Raw genomic sequence first — 19,455 nt, 5'->3', positions numbered from 1 at the left:
GCGATCAATCACTTTGGCCACTGTCGGTGGTGGGTTGGAGGTAGAGGGTGGCGCTGGTGTCAGGCACAGCGCGCGAACCGCTTTCGAGGGGCAACAACGAGCGCCTGGCCGACATTTCGATGGGCAACACTTCTTCGCGGCCATTGCGCCAGAACACCACTTGCGCCACTTCGATGCGGCGTAACACACTGCCGCCGGGCAAAGTGTCGCCGAGCCTGTAGGTGCGTTCGCCTTCCGTGCCAGCCAACAGGGCACGCGAGTCGCCGGCACTGGAAACAAAACTGGCTCGCAGCACCAGGGCCTCGGTGCTACGGGCCAATGACTCCCGCGCCACCAGCCCCAGCAGCGAAGCAATCGCGTCTGGGTTGAATGACGCTCGCTCGTTGTTTGCGGAGGCCTGCGCAGGCGGCAGGTTTTCCAGCACGGGAAGCGTGTCGCGCCAGGCCCGTTCCTGCCAGAGCAATACACAGCCATAGCCCAGCGGTAGAAGCAGCAATGCTGATCCGAGAAGCGCGGGTAGCCGCCTGGAGTTCGTTATCAATGAAAACTTCAAATGCGGTCCAACTCACACAAACGGGGCAGGTAAAACCAACGCGGGCAGCCCTGATTCATAGCGACATCCGCTTGATGATCCGTTCCCCTGAAACCTCATGCTTGATCACCGCCGCAACATGCAACGCCACCAAAACACTCAGCACCACGCAGGCCTGCACATGGACGACCTGAAATGATGCGGCCCACTGGGGACGAATCGGTGGCTGCACGATGAACACGACATCGAAAATATTGATCGGGCGGTCCATCATTAAAATGCCGGTGATCAACACCACCGCTACCACAACGTACAAGGCCAGGTGCATGGCGCTCGCCAAACGACCGGTCAGTACGCCATGGCCCGGGGGTAATGGCCGACCATGGGCAAACAGAAAATAAAGTCTGGCCATGAAAAAGGGGATGTACAGCGTGGTCACTGAAACATTGATGAAGCCAATCCAGTTCTTTGTCGCCGCCGAGACATCACCCAAGGCCACATAGAACCCGCTCGCCAGAGCCCAGACGATGATCAATGCCGATAACCAGTGCAGCAGAACTTGCGGTCTTGAATAACCTGCTTTCTTGTTCATATTTTTACTTTCCGATCCATACGCCAACCAAACGCCTTGAATCCAGCTGAAGACGCCGGACGGCCCGAAGGCTGCCCGGCGTCAAACTACAGGGGATTACCGGGCAATCCAGGCGTCCTGCCAGTTGGAGCCAATGCCTGGCTCGTACTGATTGGCCGTCGGGTTGTAAGTCTTGCACCAGCCCTCATACGGGAATGGTTTGCACTCATACACTTTGCCGTTCTTTGGCTGCAGCACTTTGGTGCCGGCCTTGTAACCGGCGATCCCGTTAGGGAATTCAAAGTCATGATCGCCGCCGCCCGCTTCACCGGTCATTTCAATGTGCTTGGTGTCTTGCAGATTGATCCGGCCATCCTTGCTGCTGCCTACCAGCAGCACCTGGTGCGCACCTGGCGAGCTGGTCACCTGGACGCTGATTGGCGCGGTTGTGGCGTTGACCAGTTGTTTTGAATAACCGACTTGTTTGTTGGCCGCATCCACCACCGTGGCTTCAACCGTCAGTTCGCGGTTGGTCATGACCGTGAAGTCGACATTCGCCTTGCCTTTGTCCAACACATACTCGGTGGCGATGTTATGGAAGTGCAGGTAAGCGTCGGGATCGCCCACCATCTCCGTTTGCAACTGATAGCTGGTCACGCCACTTTCAATCTTGGCGTACAGCCCATTTGGACCCTTGACCGGCTCGATATTGTTTTCAGCATCACGCACGCCGGCACGTATCAGCTTCTGGGTCGCGTTGACCTTTTGCGCCAGTTTGTACGACCAGTTCTGTGGCAAGCCTTCTTCAGTCGACTCGACCGTGATCCCGACGCTGTATTCAGGGCTCTCCGCACCGCCTACAAATGCACGGGCATTGACCTTGTCGCCGATGTGCAGGGTTCTGGTCGGCGTGATGTTGCCCACATCGTTCCAGCCATCAACAGGTCCCGGACCGCCGTCGGCCGTGATGTTCACGTCAATGACTTTGTGGAAGGCGGAGGCTGTGTCATCGACCGTCCACACGCCAAGAATGACGTGGTGCCCGGTGCGATCAGCAGGGATGGTGCACTTGTGTTTCTCTTTCCCGGGACCACTGCCACCGGCGGCGCCGTCAATCGGCACACCACCGTTGGCCTGCACGGTGCAGAACGGCGTGGCATCGAACGACGCGCGCGTGAGCGGCTGATTCGGGTTCCAGCCGGTTTTGGTGATGAAGTATTCCCAACGAGTGGTCTTATGGGCTGCGGTATAGAACCAGGCAAACTCGATGGTGCGGTTCTTGATTTCATTCAGATGCCAGCGGGTGGCTGTCTGAATGTCCATCTCGGAGAACGAGCTGTTACCGGCGCTGGGGATCTTGCCATCGGCCGGGCCCGCAGCCGGGAAACCTTTAGGCCCCTCACCCACACTGTGCGGTTCGTATTGTGCGCCACCGCAATTGGTATTAAGGCCCAGTCGGCAATCATATGCACGCTCGGGTGGATCGGTGATGTAACCGTGAGCGGCTACTTGTTGTGAAGCCAACAGTGTGGCCAACAGACCCAACGAGGATGCACACCCCGCCAACATTCCCGCTGATGAAATACTTTTTCTCATTTTTAGTTTCCCTTTACACACTTACGATGTTTATTTTTTTGGTACTCAAGTTCCATCTCTAGAGCAGGCGCCAACCATCGTGTTACTGGCCATCTGATACTACTTAGTCAATCTAGCGATTGAGACTGTGTCGGTACGGCAACGCATCAAACACAACATCCGCCTTGCTGTTTCCAATAGGCGATACAAATGCTTCTCATGCGTTTGATGCCAGACCGAATCTGCCTCAACTAAAACTTTGGCAAAGGAGCCCGCGCACCCGAAATACGGGCGCGGCACTAGACCAGCCGATAACAGCGATGCTACTTGACCCAGGAGACAGGGGTCGGAAGATATATCAATAAATATGAACTAGCGTAAAAAAATTACTTTCCAAGTTCCACTACTGAGTAGTAGCCGTATGATATTAAACACAGACGAATGCATAGGAAATTCGTCGATATGCAGGCCAAACAGGGTGATTTACCACCAAAACAAAAGCCATGCCTGACAACTAATACTTCAGCCATCGAAACATCTTGTTAAATATTTCAGATTCTTTAATTAGTTGAGTAAAACAATAGGAATTGTAGCAATTCAAACGGCCACTACCACAATACCCAACAAAATTCTTACACTTTTCAAATTTGAATTATTACTCTAAACACTCCACATCAAGCGCGAATATAGCCCCAACTAAAAAGTTACCCTTAGTTCATTTTTGAGGCATACGCCACATCACGGGAGGCTTTAAAGACAGCCCCCCGAGCCATAGACGCTTGGTCAGGACGAAGAAAAAAGGCGTTGAATCGTGCGTGCAACAACATGGCCGGGGTGCCCTGTCCGAGTCGAGAGCAGGGCAACCGCGACGAGCGTGTCAGTTACTCGTGATACTGCGCCGACAACTCATGCACCGCGCGCAGGAACGCACCTGCGTGTTCCGGATCGACTTCCGGGGTGATTCCATGGCCGAGGTTGAACACGTGACCGCTGCCCTTGCCGTAGCTGGCGAGGATGCGCCCGACTTCGGTGCGAATCGCTTCCGGCTTGGCGTACAGCACGGTCGGGTCCATGTTGCCTTGCAGGGCGACTTTGTTGCCGACGCGCTTACGGGCTTCGCCGATGTCACAGGTCCAGTCCAGGCCCAACGCATCAGCGCCGACGTCGGCGATGCTTTCCAGCCACAGGCCGCCGTTCTTGGTGAACAGGATCACCGGCACTTTGCGGCCTTCGTGTTCGCGGATCAGGCCGCTGACGATTTTGCGCATGTAGGCCAGCGAGAATTCCTGATACGCCGCCGCCGAAAGATTGCCGCCCCAGGTGTCGAAGATCTGCACCGCTTGCGCACCGGCCATGATCTGGCCGTTGAGGTAGCTGGTGACCGACTGCGCCAGTTTATCGAGCAGCAGGTGCATGGCTTGCGGGTTGTCGTAGAGCATGGCCTTGGTCTTGCGGAAGTCTTTCGACGAGCCGCCTTCGACCATGTAGGTAGCCAGGGTCCATGGGCTGCCGGAGAAGCCGATCAGCGGCACACGGCCGTTCAGTTCGCGGCGAATGGTGCTGACCGCGTCCATTACGTAGCCCAGGTCTTTGTGCGGATCAGGAATCGGCAGGGCTTCGATATCGGCCATCGTGCTGACGACTTTCTTGAAGCGCGGACCTTCGCCGGTTTCGAAGTACAGGCCCTGGCCCATCGCATCGGGGATGGTCAGGATGTCGGAGAAGAGGATCGCCGCGTCCAGTTGTGGATAGCGGTCGAGGGGCTGCATGGTGACTTCGCAAGCGAACTCCGGGTTCATGCACAGGCTCATGAAGTCGCCGGCCTTGGCGCGGCTGGCGCGGTATTCAGGCAGGTAGCGACCGGCCTGACGCATCATCCACACGGGGGTGACGTCCACGGGTTGCTTGAGCAGGGCACGAAGGAAACGGTCGTTCTTGAGGGCAGTCATGTCGGCATCCGCAAAAAAAGTGCGGGCATTTTCTCAGAGCGCGACGCAAAAGGCACGGCAAGCGCCGCACCTTTTGTCTATCGGGTCAATTTGTCGCGGTGAAAACCCCGTATTTAGCAACACCGCAAAACCAATGTGGGAGCGAGCTTGCTCGCGATGGCGGCGTCACATTCAACATCTCTGTCGACTGATCTACCGTTATCGCGAGCAAGCTCGCTCCCACATTTGATCCCATTTCAGCTCGAGATCGGGGTTAGACCCCCAGGTAATCCAGGATCCCTTCAGCCGCATTACGGCCTTCGAAGATCGCCGTCACCACCAGGTCGGAACCGCGCACCATATCGCCACCGGCGAAGATTTTCGGGTTGCTGGTCTGGTGTTTGTATTGACCCTGTTCCGGCGCCACGACGCGGCCCTGGCTGTCGGTCTGGATGCTGAACTGCTCGAACCACGGCGCCGGGCTTGGGCGGAAACCGAAAGCGATGACCACGGCGTCGGCCGGGATGATCTCTTCGGAACCCGGGATCGGCTCGGGGCTGCGACGGCCACGGGCGTCCGGTTCGCCGAGACGGGTCTCGACCACTTTCACGCCTTCGACCTTATCTTCACCGACAATCGCAATCGGCTGGCGGTTGTAGAGGAATTTCACGCCTTCTTCCTTGGCGTTCTTCACCTCTTTGCGCGAGCCCGGCATGTTCGCTTCGTCACGACGATAAGCGCAGGTCACCGACTTGGCGCCCTGGCGAATCGAGGTCCGGTTGCAGTCCATCGCCGTGTCGCCGCCGCCCAGTACCACGACCTTCTTGCCTTTCATGTCGACGAAATCGGCCGGCGACTTTTCAAAGCCCAGGTTGCGGTTGACGTTGGCGATCAGGAAGTCGAGCGCGTCATGCACGCCCGGCAGGTCTTCACCGGCAAAGCCGCCCTTCATGTAGGTGTAGGTGCCCATGCCCATGAACACGGCATCGTATTCTTCGAGCAGCTGCGAAAGAGTCACATCCTTGCCGACTTCGGTGTTCAGGCGGAACTCGATGCCCATGCCGGTGAAGACTTCGCGACGATTGCTCAGCACGGTCTTTTCCAGCTTGAACTCGGGGATGCCGAAGGTCAGCAGGCCACCGATTTCCGGGTTCTTGTCGAACACCACCGGGGTCACGCCACCGCGCACCAGCACGTCGGCACAGCCCAGGCCCGCAGGACCGGCGCCGATCACCGCGACACGCTTGCCGGTCGGTATGACCTTGGACATGTCCGGGCGCCAGCCCATGGCGAACGCGGTGTCGGTGATGTACTTCTCGACCGAACCGATGGTCACCGCGCCAAACCCGTCGTTGAGGGTGCAGGCACCCTCGCACAGACGATCCTGCGGGCACACCCGGCCACAGACTTCCGGCAGGGTGTTGGTCTGGTGTGACAGCTCGGCGGCCTGGAGGATGTTGCCCTCGGCCACCAGCTTCAGCCAGTTGGGAATGAAGTTGTGCACCGGGCACTTCCATTCGCAATACGGGTTACCGCAACCCAGGCAGCGGTGGGCCTGATCGGCCGAGTGCTGGGGTTTGAACGGTTCGTAGATTTCCACGAACTCTTTCTTGCGTTGACGCAACAGTTTCTTCTTCGGATCTTTGCGCCCGACGTCGATGAACTGGAAGTCGTTATTCAGACGTTCAGCCATTGTTAAAACCTCATCAAACTCTTCAGGCGCATATCACTGCGGATTGGCACGGGTGCTGGAAAGCAACGATTTCAGGTTGGCAGCCTTGGGCTTGACCAGCCAGAAACGGCGCAGGTAGTCGTCGAGGTTTTCAGCGAGGTTGCGACCCCATTCACTGTCGGTTTCCGTGACGTATTCGTCCAGCACGCGTTGCAGGTGGCTGCGATAGGCTTCCATCGCTTCGCCGCTGATCCGCTGGATTTCCACCAGTTCGTGGTTGACCCGGTCAACGAAGGTGTTGTCCTGGTCGAGCACATAGGCGAAACCACCGGTCATGCCTGAGCCGAAGTTGTAACCGGTCTTGCCCAGAACGCAGACGAAACCACCGGTCATGTACTCGCAGCAGTGATCGCCCGTGCCTTCAACCACGGTGTGAGCACCGGAGTTGCGCACCGCAAAACGCTCGCCCGCCGTGCCCGCCGCGAACAGCTTGCCACCGGTCGCGCCGTAGAGGCAGGTGTTGCCGATGATTGCACTGTCCTGCGTCTTGTAGGCGCTGCCCTTGGGCGGAACGATGACCAGTTTGCCGCCGGTCATGCCTTTGCCGACGTAGTCGTTGGCGTCGCCTTCGAGGTACATGTTCAGGCCGCCAGCGTTCCACACGCCGAAGCTCTGCCCAGCGGTGCCTTTGAAGCGGAAGGTGATCGGCGCTTTCGCCATGCCCTGGTTGCCATGTTTGCGGGCGATTTCACCGGAGATCCGCGCGCCGATCGAACGGTCGCAGTTGCAGATATCCAGCGCAAAATCGGCGCCGCTCATGTCGTTGATGGCTGACGTGGCCATGTCGACCATTTTCTCGGCCAGCAGGCCTTTGTCGAACGGCGGGTTGCGGTCCACCTGGCAGAACTGAGGCTTGTCTGCCGGGATGTGATCGCTGCCGAGCAACGGCGTCAGGTCCAGGTGTTGTTGCTTGGCGGTCTGGCCTTCGAGGATTTCCAGCAGATCGGTACGACCGATCAGCTCTTCGAGGGAGCGCACGCCCAGCTTGGCCAGCCACTCACGGGTCTCTTCGGCGACGTAGGTGAAGAAGTTGATCACCATGTCGACGGTGCCGATGTAGTGGTCCTTGCGCAGCTTCTCGTTCTGAGTGGCGACGCCGGTGGCGCAGTTGTTCAGGTGGCAGATGCGCAGGTATTTGCAGCCCAGGGCGATCATTGGCGCGGTGCCGAAGCCGAAACTCTCGGCGCCGAGGATGGCGGCCTTGATCACGTCGAGGCCGGTTTTCAGGCCGCCGTCAGTCTGCACCCGGACTTTGCCGCGCAGGTCGTTGCCGCGCAGGGTCTGGTGGGTTTCGGCCAGGCCGAGCTCCCACGGTGCGCCCGCGTATTTGATCGAGGTCAGCGGCGATGCACCGGTGCCGCCGTCGTAGCCGGAGATCGTGATCAAGTCCGCGTAGGCCTTGGCCACACCGGCGGCGATGGTGCCGACGCCCGCTTCTGCTACCAGCTTCACCGAGACCAGTGCTTTCGGGTTGACTTGTTTCAGGTCGAAAATCAGCTGCGACAAGTCTTCAATCGAATAGATGTCGTGGTGCGGCGGTGGCGAAATCAGGGTCACACCCGGCACTGCGTAACGCAGCTTGGCGATCAGACCGTTGACCTTGCCGCCTGGCAACTGACCACCTTCGCCGGGCTTGGCGCCCTGAGCGACCTTGATCTGCAGCACTTCGGCGTTGACCAGGTATTCCGGTGTCACACCGAAACGCCCCGTCGCGACCTGCTTGATTTTCGAGCTCTTGATGGTGCCGTAACGTGCCGGGTCTTCGCCACCTTCGCCGGAGTTGGAGCGCGCACCGAGGCGGTTCATGGCTTCGGCCAGGGCTTCGTGGGCTTCCGGCGACAGCGCGCCGAGCGAGATACCGGCGGAGTCGAAGCGCTTGAGCACCGACTCCAGCGGTTCGATCTCGCTGATGTCCAGCGGCGTTTCAAGGGTCTTGACCTTGAACAGGTCGCGGATCATCGACACCGGACGGTTGTCCACCAGCGCCGTGTATTCCTTGAACTTGCTGTAGTCGCCTTGCTGCACAGCGGCTTGCAGGGTGTTGACCACGTCCGGGTTGTAAGCGTGATATTCGCCACCGTGGACGAACTTCAGCAGCCCGCCCTGCTGGATCGGCTTGCGCGGGCTCCAGGCTTCGGCGGCGAGGGCTTTCTGCTCGGCTTCGATGTCGACGAAACGCGCACCCTTGATGCGGCTTGGCACACCACGGAAGCTCAGTTCGCACACTTCTTCGGACAGACCGATGGCTTCGAACAGTTGCGCGCCACGGTACGAAGCGATGGTTGAGATGCCCATCTTCGACAGGATCTTGAGCAAGCCTTTGGTGATGCCCTTGCGGTAGTTCTTGAACACCTCATAGAGGTCGCCCAGCACTTCACCGGTACGGATCAGGTCGCCCAGCACTTCATAGGCCAGGAACGGATAAACGGCAGAAGCGCCGAAGCCGATCAGTACGGCGAAGTGATGCGGGTCGCGAGCGGTGGCGGTTTCCACAAGGATGTTGGAATCGCAACGCAGGCCTTTTTCGGTCAGGCGATGGTGCACCGCGCCCGTCGCGAGCGAGGCGTGAATCGGCAGCTTGCCCGGTGCGATGTGACGGTCGCTCAGCACGATCTGGGTGCGACCGGCACGCACAGCTTCTTCAGCCTGATCGGCGACATTACGCACCGCCGCTTCGAGGCCGACGCTTTCGTCGTAGTTGAGGTCGATCACCTGGCGTTCGAAGCCCGGACGGTCGAGGTTCATCAGCGAGCGCCACTTGGCCGGGGAAATGACCGGCGAGCTGAGGATCACCCGCGAGGCGTGTTCCGGCGACTCCTGGAAGATGTTGCGCTCGGCACCGAGGCAGATTTCCAGCGACATGACGATGGCTTCACGCAGCGGGTCGATCGGCGGGTTGGTGACCTGCGCGAACTGCTGGCGGAAATAGTCATACGGCGTGCGCACGCGCTGGGACAGCACGGCCATCGGCGTATCGTCGCCCATCGAGCCGACGGCTTCGTAGCCTTGCTCGCCGAGTGGACGCAGTACCTGGTCGCGCTCCTCGAACGTGACCTGATACATCTTCATGTATTGCTTGAGCTGATCGACGTCGTAGAACGCCGAACCGTGATCGTTGTCTTCCATGGTTGCCTGAATGCGCAGGGCATTCTTGCGCAGCCATTGCTTGTACGGATGACGGGACTTCAAACGGTTGTCGATGGCGTCGGTGTCGAGGATCTGACCGGTTTCGGTGTCCACGGCAAAGATCTGGCCAGGCCCGACACGGCCCTTGGCGATAACGTCTTCAGGCTGGTAGTTCCAGACACCGATTTCCGAGGCCAGGGTGATGAAGCCGTTCTTGGTGGTGACCCAACGCGCCGGGCGCAGGCCGTTACGGTCGAGCAGGCACACCGCGTAACGACCGTCGGTCATTACCACGCCGGCCGGGCCGTCCCACGGTTCCATGTGCATCGAGTTGTATTCGTAGAACGCGCGCAGATCCGGGTCCATGGTTTCGACGTTCTGCCACGCAGGCGGAATGATCATCCGCACGCCACGGAACAGGTCGATGCCACCGGTGACCATCAGCTCCAGCATGTTATCCATGCTCGAGGAGTCGGAGCCGACGCGGTTCACCAGCGGGCCAAGTTCTTCCAGATCCATCAGGTCATTGGTGAACTTGGTGCGACGGGCCTGGGCCCAGTTGCGGTTGCCGGTGATGGTATTGATCTCGCCGTTGTGGGCGAGGAAGCGGAATGGCTGGGCCAGCGGCCATTTCGGCAGGGTGTTGGTGGAGAAGCGCTGGTGGAACACGCAGATCGACGTCTGCAGGCGCTGGTCGCTGAGGTCCGGATAGAAGGCGGTCAGGTCCGCCGGCATCATCAGGCCTTTGTAAATGATGGTCTTGTGCGAAAAGCTGCAGATGTAGTGGTCGACGTCGGCAGCGTTGGCCACGGACGAGCGACGACGGGCGCTGAACAGCTTGATCGCCATGTCCTGATCGCTCAGGCCTTCGCCACCGATGTACACCTGCTCGATCTGCGGCAGGCGCTCCAGGGCCAGGCGGCCGAGGACGCTGGTGTCGATGGGCACTTTGCGCCAGCCGATCAGGGTCAGGCCTTCAGCCAGGATCTCGCGGTTCATGTTCTCGCGAGCCGCTTGCGCTTTCACCGGGTCCTGATTGAAGAAGACCATGCCCACCGCGTATTGCTTGGGCATTTCGACGCCAAAGGTTTCCTGGGCGATGGCCCGAAGGAACACGTCCGGCTTTTGAATCAGCAAGCCACAACCGTCACCGGTCTTGCCGTCGGCGTTGATCCCACCGCGGTGGGTCATGCAGGTCAGGGCCTCAATGGCCGTTTGCAATAGGGTATGACTGGGCTCGCCCTGCATATGGGCTATCAGGCCGAAACCGCAGTTATCCTTGAACTCATCTGGTTGGTACAGACCTGCTTTCATAGACACTTTCTCACCAGGCTGCCTCTTTTCGAGGCAAATTTCTTTTCAATTCAACCACTTGCCATCCGCGCCGAACGTACGCCAGCTTTGCGGGGGCAAAAGGGAGGTCATTGTACACACCGACACAGGGGCTCACAAATTTGACGACGATCTGTCGCAAATCTATGTCGCATTTGTGAAAGGTTTAAAGCGATCTGCTGTGCTAGTCAAAACATTTTTAATGTTGACCGCAACGACTCAAAGACTACTGTGACGCAGACGCCACAAGGCACGCGGCCTGAGGGCAGCATGCACGTGCGGAAATTTTGAGGTGCCGGGAGAGGCGGCCTGGGTAAGGCCGCCGAATCTTCAGCGAGCTGTTGCCAGTTCCTGTTGGACGCTGGCGACGGAGCGAGGCCAAGGTTTACCAGCCTGAACCTTCGCTGGCAAGGCCTTGATGGCGGTAACGGCTGCATCGCGGCTTGGGAAGCTGCCGTAGGTGATGACGTAAAGCGGCTTGCCGTTGAGCACTTTCTTGAAGTAGCGGTACTCGCCGCCCTGCTCTTTCACGAAGTTTTGCGCAGTGGCTTCGGAGCTGGTGCCGAGGATCTGCACCACGTAGTGACCTGGGGCTTGCCCGGCGTACCAGTTGCCGCCTGCGGCCTTGGCCACGGTAACCGGCTTCTCGGCAGGCTTGGCGGCAACGATCGGCTTGGCTGGCGCTGGAGCCGGCTTGGCCACCGGAGCAGGCGCTGGCTTGGCGGTAGCGACCTGAGTCGGCGCAGGCGTCGGTTTGGCGGCTGGCGCAGGCGCAGGGCCTGGCTGGATGCCCGCAGGCGGCGCGGTAGTGGTGACGGTCGGTGGCGTGGCGCTGGAGCCTTCGACCGGCACGCCGTCGTCGCCTTCAGTGATGCCACCGGCCGCTTCGGCCAACGGACCGCGCATGACCGGTTGCGATTGGCCGACCAGCGGCAACGGCATCGGCTGCGTGTTACCGGCGAACTCAACGGCAGGTGCGCCACCGGCATTCGGTTTTGGCGTGCCCAATGGCAATTGCGCCTGTTCGTTGGCGGGTGCGCCAGTGGTCGGTGTCTTGTTGCGACCTGGCATCAACCAGGCAGCCGCTACCGCTACCACGACGACGGCGGATATCGCCAATACGTGTTTCTTCGGCATGTTGAACCCCATACTTGGACGCTTGACCGCTGTGCGGCTGGCAATCATGGCTTCGATCATTGCATCCCGAGCGACCTGGTTGATGTTGCCAGGCCAGCCATCGGAGCTTTCGTGAATATCAGAGATCTGATCCGCGGTAAAAAGTTCGATACCGCGCCCGGCGCCTTCCAGACGCTGGTCCAGATATTCACGGGTTTCTTCTTCGGTGTACGGCTGCAATTCGATGACGTGAAAGCGCTCTTCCTCAAGGCTCAGGGCCTCAAGCTGAGCGATCAGCGACGACTCGCCGAACAGGAACACGTGCGGGCGGCCTTCCGGCGCGCCGGCGGCCAGTGCCATCAGGGCATCGAGGGCCGATTCGTCGAGCTGCTCGGCGTCATCCACCAGCAGATAGACTTCCTGGCCGGTCAGTGCCAACTGCACCACCTGGGCCAGAATCGCACCGATCTCGGCGTGTGCCACATTCAGCGCCTGAGCCACTTGCCGCAGGACGCCAGCCGAGTCGCCAGCGCCACGGGCAGACACGACCACGCTCTGTACCGATTGCTTGTTGGTGCTGGCCACGAGGGCCTGACGCAACAGCGTCTTGCCACTGCCTTGCGGGCCGGTGACCACCAGCAGCAACTGGCTGTAACGGGCCAGGTGATGCAGTTGCCCCAGCACCGGTTTGCGCTGGGCCGGGAAAAATTTGAAGCCAGGCACCCGTGGAGCAAAAGGGTCATGACTCAACTGGTAATGGCCGAGGAAAGCCTCGTCGGCATGCAAACTAGTCATCGGGATCTTATTAACCTTTAAGCTGAGCCAGAGCGCGGTAATCCGCCCCCAGCGTGGCCTGTAGAACCTCTTTCGGATAATCGTCGGTCACCACTGCTTCGCCGATGTGGCGCAGCAGCACCAGGCGTAAACGACCGTCGATCACTTTCTTGTCAATTGCCATGTGTTCGAGAAAATTGGCTTCAGTCATCTCTTCTGGCGGGATGACTGGCAGGCCGGCACGCTGAAACAGGCGAATACCGCGATCACGCTCCTGCTCGCTGATCCAGCCCAGACGTGCAGACATCTCCAGCGCCATCACAGTGCCAGCAGCGACTGCTTCACCGTGCAACCAGACACCATAGCCCATGTGCGTTTCGATGGCATGGCCGAAGGTGTGACCGAGATTCAATGTGGCACGAACGCCGGTTTCCTTTTCATCGGCACCGACCACCTCAGCCTTGGCTTCGCAAGAGCGCTTGATGGCGTACGTCAGGGCCACCTGATCCAGCGAACGCAGGCGGTCGACGTTGTCTTCCAGCCAGGTAAGGAACGGTTCGTCGCAGATCAGCCCGTACTTGATGACTTCCGCAAGACCGGCAGACAGCTCGCGAGCCGGCAGGGTATTGAGAGTCGTGGTATCGATCAGCACCACGTTCGGCTGATAGAAGGCGCCGACCATGTTCTTGCCCAGCGGGTGATTGATACCGGTCTTGCCACCCACCGAGGAGTCAACTTGTGACAGCAACGTGGTCGGTACCTGAATGAAATCGACACCACGCTGATAGCAGGCGGCCGCAAAACCGGCCATGTCGCCGATGACGCCGCCACCGAGGGCGATCACCGTGGTACGGCGGTCGTGACGGGCGGTCAGCAGACCGTCAAAAATGAGTTGCAGGGTTTCCCAGGTCTTGAAGGCTTCGCCGTCCGGCAGCACGACAGAAACCACCGAGAAGGCCTCAAGGCTGCGGGTCAGGCGTTCGAGATAGAGTGGCGCGACGGTCTCGTTGGAGATGATTGCCACTTGCCGCCCGCGAATATGCGGGGCCAGCAGCTCGGGCTGATCCAACAAACCTTCGCCAATATGAATCGGGTAGCTGCGCTCGCCTAGATCGACCTTGAGTGTCTGCATGTGTCCCCACAGTGAAGATGGAATCAGGCGTCCTGCCTTCAATTAACGAATATCCGCGGCGTCTGCTGATGTGACGCCGGTTGCCAGCCATCCGCCACAACCTTGCGCGGTCATGACTGGACGCCGAGGATAGCGCATTTCGCGCCGCGCATTAACGGGGAGGTAGCTGCTGCAAGCGCTCAAGGATGTCGATCACCACCATGCGCGGTGGCCGCTCATCGGTTTCCACCACCAGGTCGGCGATTTCCCGATAAAGCGGATCACGCAGGGCCAGCAGATCGCGCAGGGTCTTGGCCGGATCGGCGGTACGCAGCAGCGGACGGTTGCGGTCCCGGGCCGTACGGCCCACTTGCTGCTCGACGGATGCGTGCAGGTACACCACTCGTCCGCCTGCATGCAGCGCTCGACGATTGGCTTCACGCATGACGGCACCGCCGCCTGTGGCCAGAACCACGCCATCGCATTCGCACAGCTCGGCGATCATCGCCTGCTCGCGGTCACGGAAGCCCGGCTCGCCTTCTTTATCGAAGATCCACGGGATATTGGCGCCCGTGCGCAATTCAATTTCCTTATCGGAATCTTTGAACGGCAGGCGCAGCTCTTTGGCCAGCAACCGGCCGATGGTGCTTTTACCAGCACCCATCGGTCCAACAAGAATCAAATTTCGCACAGAATCAATGACTCACAGCAATCGCCTGATTGTTCATGATACGCGGAGTGAGAAATACCAGCAGCTCGGATTTTTGTTCCGAAACCACGTCACGCCGGAAAAGGCGGCCAAGATACGGCACATCGCCGAGAAATGGCACCTTATCTACAATCTTGCTCTGAGTATTGGAGAAAACCCCACCAATCACGATGGTCTCCCCGTCATTGACCAGCACCTTGGCGTTGACTTCGTTTTTCTTGATAGGCGGCACGTCCTGCACCTTGTTGAGGTAGTCGGGTTCATCCTTGGTGACCTTGACCTCCATGATGATGCGGTTGTCCGGGGTGATCTGCGGCGTCACTTCCAGCGACAGCGAGGCCTCCTTGAACGCCACCGAGGTGGCACCACTGGAACTGGCCTCCTGATAGGGAATTTCCGTGCCCTTGAGGATTTTTGCGGTTTCCTTGTCGGACGTGACCACCTTGGGCTGCGAGACGATTTCGCCGTTGCCGGTTTTCTCCATGGCCGTCAGTTCGAGGTCCAGCAGGACGTTGTCGGTGATGAAAGCAATACCAATCCCGGACGTGTTGCCGGCAGTCCCCATGTCGACGAACGGCGAGTTGGTGCTGGTACTGCCCGGCGTACCGATGGTGGTGGTAGAACCATTGGTGACACCCGAGGTGTTCCAGTTGCCCTTGTTCTGGATCGAGCCGCCCCAGCGCACGCCGAGGCTCTTGTCGTAATCGACGTTGGCTTCGACGATGCGCGCTTCGATCATCACCTGACGCACCGGAATATCCAGTTGCGCGACGATGCGGCGCAGCTCGTCGAGGCGCTCCTGAGTCTGGTAGGCAATGATGTTGTTGGTGCGCTCATCGACCGTGATCGAGCCCCGCTCATCCGTTTCCGACTGTTTCTTGTTGGTCACTGACCTGAACAGCTCAGCGATGTCCTTCGCCTTGGCGTAGTTGACCTGCAGCAACTCGCGACGCAGCGGCGCCAATTCGGCGATCTGTTTTTGCGACTCCAGTTCCTGACGTTCTCGGGCGGCAATTTCATCGGCCGGCGCCACCAGCAACACATTGCCGATCTTGCGCTTGTCCAGGCCTTTGGTTTTCAGCACCAGGTCCAACGCCTGATCCCACGGCACATTCTGCAAGCGCAAGGTAATGCCGCCCTGCACCGTGTCGCTGGCGACCAGATTGAGGTTGGTGAAATCGGCGATCAGTTGCAGCACCGAGCGCACGTCGATGTCCTGAAAATTCAGCGAGAGCTTTTCACCGGTGTAGGCAAAGCGTTCGGCATTGCGCTTTTGCAAGTCATCGGCCGTCACCGCGCGGATGCTGACGGTCAGCTTGTTGTCGGTCTGGTAGGTCGAATACTCGTAGGCACCGACCGGCTCAATGCTGATGGTGGCGCGATCGCCAGTGGCGGCGGCGTTGACGAACTGCACCGGGGTGGCGAAGTCCTTGACGTCCAGCCGCACGCGCAATGGCTCGGGCAGTTGGGTCCTGGCGAAACCGAGGATGATCTTGCCGTCGCGCTCCTGAATGTCCGGAGCGATAGATGGATCTGACAAATCGATGACCACATTGCCCTCACCCTGCGTTCCGCGCTGGAAATCCACGCCACGGATCGCCTTGGTCACTGGCGCCCAGGTTTTTCCAGCTGCCGGTTTTACCGTGGCGGCACGGGGTGCGCTGGCGACCGGCTTGGGCACATTGACTTTGGCGCCTTGTCCGACCACGACAAACAGATTATTGCCTTCAACCCGAGTGCTGTAGGGCGCCAACTGCGTCAGGCTGATAATCAGCCGCGTACGGTCATTGGCCTCCACCACCGTGGCGCTGCGGGCATTGCCACGGCCCAGGTCGCGATTCTTGTTGGTGAGTTTGTTGGCCACGCCGGGCAGGTCCAGGGCGATTCGCGCCGGTGACTCGGTGGTGTAGCCCTTGGGCGGTGGTGGTGGCGCGTCGAACGACAACTTGAGCTCAATGCGGTCGCCCGGCAGCGCGGCGACGTCCAGCGAATTCAGGCTGGCCGCCTGCACCATCGGCGACAACAGCGCTATCCATAGCGAAAGACCGAGGGTCGAGAAAATCCTGTTCATTGTTCGAGTTCCACTATGAGTGCTCTTTCAAAGGAATGGTCCGTGGCCGTTCCAGCCAGGCGCCCTGGCCATCGGGAACGATTTCGACCACATCGACTTGTGAGCCGCTGATGGCGACGATCCGCCCATCGTTGCGCCCCAGGTAGTCACCGACTTTCAATCGATGCACCCCGCCCGCCCCGCGCAACAGTGCAAAGGAGCCAGTCGCATTGGAAATCGTGCCGACCATTTCAAACTGCTCGATGTTGAAGCCTTCGAGGTACTGCTTGATCCGGCCGGGATCCGGCTTGACGTTGCGCGAGCCCTGTTTATGCCCGGCCAGATCAACTTTGACCTGCCGGGAAAACGGACTGCGCAAGCTGGACGCGTTGTAGGTGAATGCGGGGAACGAGCGGAAGGTCGGCGTCGGTTCGATCTTGCCCGGGGGCCGCAGGCGCACTTCGTTCAGATAAGCGTCCAGATCGCTAAAACCGTTGTCGCCCCCACAACCGGCAAGCGCGGCCAATAACGCAACCATTGAAATACGACGAACAGGGCTCATTTGTCCTGCCCCTTGTCGTTGTAGCGGTAGGTCTTGGCCAGGATGCTCATGCGCAGCCGGGTGCCGCCGTCAGGGCTGGCTGGCGCCAGATCGAAATCATGCAGGGTGACGATCCGTGGCAACCCGGCCACACCGCTGACGAACGTAGCCAGGTCGTGATAGGCGCCGGTGACGGTAATCTGGATCGGCAACTCGATATAAAACTGCTGGGTAACTTCCGGCAGCAGCTTGATCTCCTCGAACTCCAGACCGCTGCCCAGGCCGGTACGGGTGATGTCCTCCAGCAGGCCGGGCACTTCGGTATCGCTGGGTAGCTGGCGCAGCAGCACACCAAAGGAATTTTCCATTTCCTTCATTTGCTGGGTATAGAGCTCCAGGTTCGCGGCCATGTGGGCTTTGTCGGCAAACTCTTCCTTGAGGGTCGATTCTTCGGTGCGCTTGAGGTCGAGCTGATCCTCAAGATCACTGATGTAGAAGGTGTAGCCCAGCGCCAGCACGATAACCATCAGCAGCGCGCACGCCACCGCCTTGATTGCCGGCGGCCATGAGCCGATGTTGTTGGTGTCCAGATCGTGGATGTCGATCTTGCGCAACCCGTCGAGCCATTCGGACAGTCTCATTTGCCGTCCTCCGTGATGGCGGGCTGAGTCTGATGGACGGTCAGCTGGAAGACGTTGGCCTGATCCAGCTGACCGGCAGTAGTCGCCTTCACTTCGGTCAGGCTCGGGGCATCGAACCAGTCGGACGCGTCCAGGTTACGCATCAGTTCCGAGACTTTATTGTTCGACTCCGCTGCACCAGTGATGGACAGGGTCTTGTCCTTGAGTTTCACCTCGGTGAAATACACCCCGTCCGGCAGTGTCCGCGCCAGTTGATCGAAAATTCGTCCACTGATCTGCCGGTTGCCTTGCAGCTCCTGGATGATGCGCATGCGCTCTACCAGTTGCTGACGACGAGCTTTAAGATCGCTGATCTGCTTGATTCGCTCATCGACCGCCGCAATCTGCTTGCTCAGGTAAGTATTGCGAGCCACTTGCTGATCGGTAGCACTGCTGATGATCTGATCGGCAATCAGGACCAGCCCCACCGAGCCAACCAGCACGCCGACCAATGTCAGCAGGAAACGTTTGCGGCGCTCTTCGCGCAGTTCTTCGCGCCAGGGTAATAAATTGATCCGCGCCATCAGTCGAAACTCCTGAGGGCCAGCCCGCAGGCAATCATCAACGCAGGCGCATCACTGGCCAGCGCGCCGGCATTGACCTTGCTGCTGAGCGTCATGTCGGCAAAGGGATTGGCCACCTGGGTCGGCGTGCCCAGCCGCTGTTCGATCAACTGGTCGAGCCCCGGCACCGAGGCGGTGCCACCGGCCAGCAGAATGTGGTCGACGGCGTTGTATTGGCCCGAGGCGAAGAAAAACTGCAACGAGCGGGACACCTGCTGCACCAGGGCGTCGCGAAACGGCTGCAACACCTCGCTGACATAATCGTCCGGCAAGCCACCCTGTTTTTTTGCAAGCCCCGCCTGCTCCACCGTCAGGCCGTAACGACGCTGGATCTCTTCGGTCAGTTGTCGACCACCGAACAGTTGCTCGCGGGTATAGATGATGCGGCCGTTGTGCAGCACGCTCAGGGTGGTCATGGTCGCGCCGATGTCCACCACCGCGACAGTCAGGCGCTCCTGGGATGCCGCCAGCTGCGTCGCCAGCAGGCCAAACGAGCGCTCCAGCGCATAGGCCTCGACGTCCACCACCCGGGCGGTCAGCCCGGCCAATGCCAGGGCGGCTTCGCGAACTTCGACGTTTTCCTTGCGACAGGCGGCCAGTAGCACATTGACCCGCTCCGGATTGCGCTCGGACACGCCCACGACTTCAAAGTCGATGGCAACTTCGTCCAGAGGGTAGGGAATGTATTGATCGGCTTCGATCTTGAGCTGATTCTCCAGCTCGTCGTCGGAAAGACCGGCGTCCATTTCAATGATCTTGGTAATCACCGCTGAACCGGCCACGGCCACCGCGACGTTCCTGATCCCGGTTCGGGCCTTGATCAGCACCCGCGAGAGCGCCTGACCCACGCCCTCAAGCTCGGCAATGTTCTTTTCGACAACGGCATTGGCCGGTAACGGCTCGACGGCATAAGCCTCGACCCGATAGCGATCACCCTGGCGGCTCAGCTCCAAAAGCTTCACCGACGTGGAGCTGATATCGATCCCCAGAAGCGTTCCGGTCTTTTTATTGAAGAGTCCTAGCACTACCAATTCCCTATGACTTTCCGTGAGTTACGGACTCTGTAATGTGTATTGCGTTCAATCACCCCGGCTTGACAGAAGCGCAAATGACGC

Annotated in this window: 14 protein-coding genes; all 14 read right to left on the bottom strand. The window is 59.4% G+C overall.

All coding sequences use genetic code 11. The features are described from left to right. Positions 1-4 precede the first annotated feature (4 nt). Positions 5-496, bottom strand: a complete 492-nt coding sequence (locus tag POF45_RS18210; protein WP_282316301.1) for a type II secretion system protein N — start codon at positions 494-496, stop codon at positions 5-7. 112 nt (positions 497-608) lie between these two features. Next, complete coding sequence (locus tag POF45_RS18205) at positions 609-1,124, bottom strand: cytochrome b (RefSeq protein ID WP_259498567.1); 516 nt, start codon at positions 1,122-1,124, stop codon at positions 609-611. Positions 1,125-1,220: 96 nt separating this feature from the next. Then, complete coding sequence (gene gbpA / locus POF45_RS18200) at positions 1,221-2,672, bottom strand: N-acetylglucosamine-binding protein GbpA (protein ID WP_489739892.1); 1,452 nt, start codon at positions 2,670-2,672, stop codon at positions 1,221-1,223. Positions 2,673-3,559: 887 nt separating this feature from the next. After that, the gene (gene hemE / locus POF45_RS18195; RefSeq protein WP_282316299.1) at positions 3,560-4,627 is read right to left on the bottom strand and encodes a uroporphyrinogen decarboxylase; all 1,068 of its coding nucleotides are present in this window, start codon (positions 4,625-4,627) and stop codon (positions 3,560-3,562) included. A 253-nt stretch (positions 4,628-4,880) separates the two neighbouring features. Next, a complete protein-coding gene (locus tag POF45_RS18190; RefSeq protein ID WP_259498562.1) occupies positions 4,881-6,299 on the bottom strand; it encodes an FAD-dependent oxidoreductase in 1,419 nt (472 codons plus the stop codon). A 33-nt stretch (positions 6,300-6,332) separates the two neighbouring features. Further along, the gene (gene gltB, locus POF45_RS18185; RefSeq protein ID WP_259498560.1) at positions 6,333-10,778 is read right to left on the bottom strand and encodes a glutamate synthase large subunit; all 4,446 of its coding nucleotides are present in this window, start codon (positions 10,776-10,778) and stop codon (positions 6,333-6,335) included. Between the two features lie 348 nt (positions 10,779-11,126). Beyond that, positions 11,127-12,707 (bottom strand): AAA family ATPase, encoded by a 1,581-nt coding sequence (locus POF45_RS18180; protein WP_282316298.1) that lies wholly within the window; start codon positions 12,705-12,707, stop codon positions 11,127-11,129. Positions 12,708-12,717: 10 nt separating this feature from the next. Next, entirely contained in the window at positions 12,718-13,818 is a 1,101-nt protein-coding gene (aroB, locus tag POF45_RS18175; RefSeq protein ID WP_282316297.1) for a 3-dehydroquinate synthase, read from the bottom strand. Between the two features lie 151 nt (positions 13,819-13,969). Continuing rightward, entirely contained in the window at positions 13,970-14,488 is a 519-nt protein-coding gene (gene aroK, locus POF45_RS18170) for a shikimate kinase AroK (RefSeq protein ID WP_259498554.1), read from the bottom strand. Positions 14,489-14,492: 4 nt separating this feature from the next. Next, entirely contained in the window at positions 14,493-16,577 is a 2,085-nt protein-coding gene (locus POF45_RS18165; protein WP_259498553.1) for a type IV pilus secretin PilQ, read from the bottom strand. Positions 16,578-16,590: 13 nt separating this feature from the next. Next, positions 16,591-17,118, bottom strand: a complete 528-nt coding sequence (locus tag POF45_RS18160) for a pilus assembly protein PilP (protein WP_259498552.1) — start codon at positions 17,116-17,118, stop codon at positions 16,591-16,593. Further along, positions 17,115-17,738: a type 4a pilus biogenesis protein PilO gene (pilO, locus tag POF45_RS18155; RefSeq protein ID WP_259498550.1), complete on the bottom strand. Its 624-nt coding sequence runs from the start codon at positions 17,736-17,738 to the stop codon at positions 17,115-17,117. The genes POF45_RS18160 and pilO overlap by 4 nt, the downstream gene beginning before the upstream one ends. Beyond that, positions 17,735-18,301, bottom strand: coding sequence for a PilN domain-containing protein (locus POF45_RS18150; RefSeq protein WP_259498548.1), 567 nt, complete (start codon positions 18,299-18,301; stop codon positions 17,735-17,737). The genes pilO and POF45_RS18150 overlap by 4 nt, the downstream gene beginning before the upstream one ends. Further along, on the bottom strand, positions 18,301-19,365 hold the full coding sequence (locus POF45_RS18145; RefSeq protein ID WP_259498546.1) for a pilus assembly protein PilM: 1,065 nt from the start codon (positions 19,363-19,365) through the stop codon (positions 18,301-18,303). Before POF45_RS18145 ends, POF45_RS18150 begins: the two co-directional genes overlap by 1 nt. Positions 19,366-19,455 lie beyond the last annotated feature (90 nt).

It is taken from the genome of Pseudomonas fungipugnans (assembly GCF_029955235.1).
GTDB classification, from domain to species: Bacteria; Pseudomonadota; Gammaproteobacteria; order Pseudomonadales; family Pseudomonadaceae; genus Aquipseudomonas; species Aquipseudomonas fungipugnans.
Note: the sequence above shows the minus strand (reverse complement) of the source record. Positions and strands in the feature narration are given on the sequence as shown.

Bases quoted from the DNA above. Each gene is read 5' to 3' on its own strand.
- POF45_RS18205 (WP_259498567.1), bottom strand. From the start codon at position 1,124: ATGAACAAGAAAGCAGGTTATTCAAGACCGCAAGTTCTGCTGCACTGG.
- POF45_RS18180 (WP_282316298.1), bottom strand. From the start codon at position 12,707: ATGACTAGTTTGCATGCCGACGAGGCTTTCCTCGGCCATTACCAGTTG.
- pilO (WP_259498550.1), bottom strand. From the start codon at position 17,738: ATGAGACTGTCCGAATGGCTCGACGGGTTGCGCAAGATCGACATCCAC.
- gltB (WP_259498560.1), bottom strand. From the start codon at position 10,778: ATGAAAGCAGGTCTGTACCAACCAGATGAGTTCAAGGATAACTGCGGT.
- aroB (WP_282316297.1), bottom strand. From the start codon at position 13,818: ATGCAGACACTCAAGGTCGATCTAGGCGAGCGCAGCTACCCGATTCAT.
- POF45_RS18150 (WP_259498548.1), bottom strand. From the start codon at position 18,301: ATGGCGCGGATCAATTTATTACCCTGGCGCGAAGAACTGCGCGAAGAG.
- POF45_RS18165 (WP_259498553.1), bottom strand. From the start codon at position 16,577: ATGAACAGGATTTTCTCGACCCTCGGTCTTTCGCTATGGATAGCGCTG.
- gbpA (WP_489739892.1), bottom strand. From the start codon at position 2,672: ATGTTGGCGGGGTGTGCATCCTCGTTGGGTCTGTTGGCCACACTGTTG.
- hemE (WP_282316299.1), bottom strand. From the start codon at position 4,627: ATGACTGCCCTCAAGAACGACCGTTTCCTTCGTGCCCTGCTCAAGCAA.
- POF45_RS18190 (WP_259498562.1), bottom strand. From the start codon at position 6,299: ATGGCTGAACGTCTGAATAACGACTTCCAGTTCATCGACGTCGGGCGC.
- POF45_RS18160 (WP_259498552.1), bottom strand. From the start codon at position 17,118: ATGAGCCCTGTTCGTCGTATTTCAATGGTTGCGTTATTGGCCGCGCTT.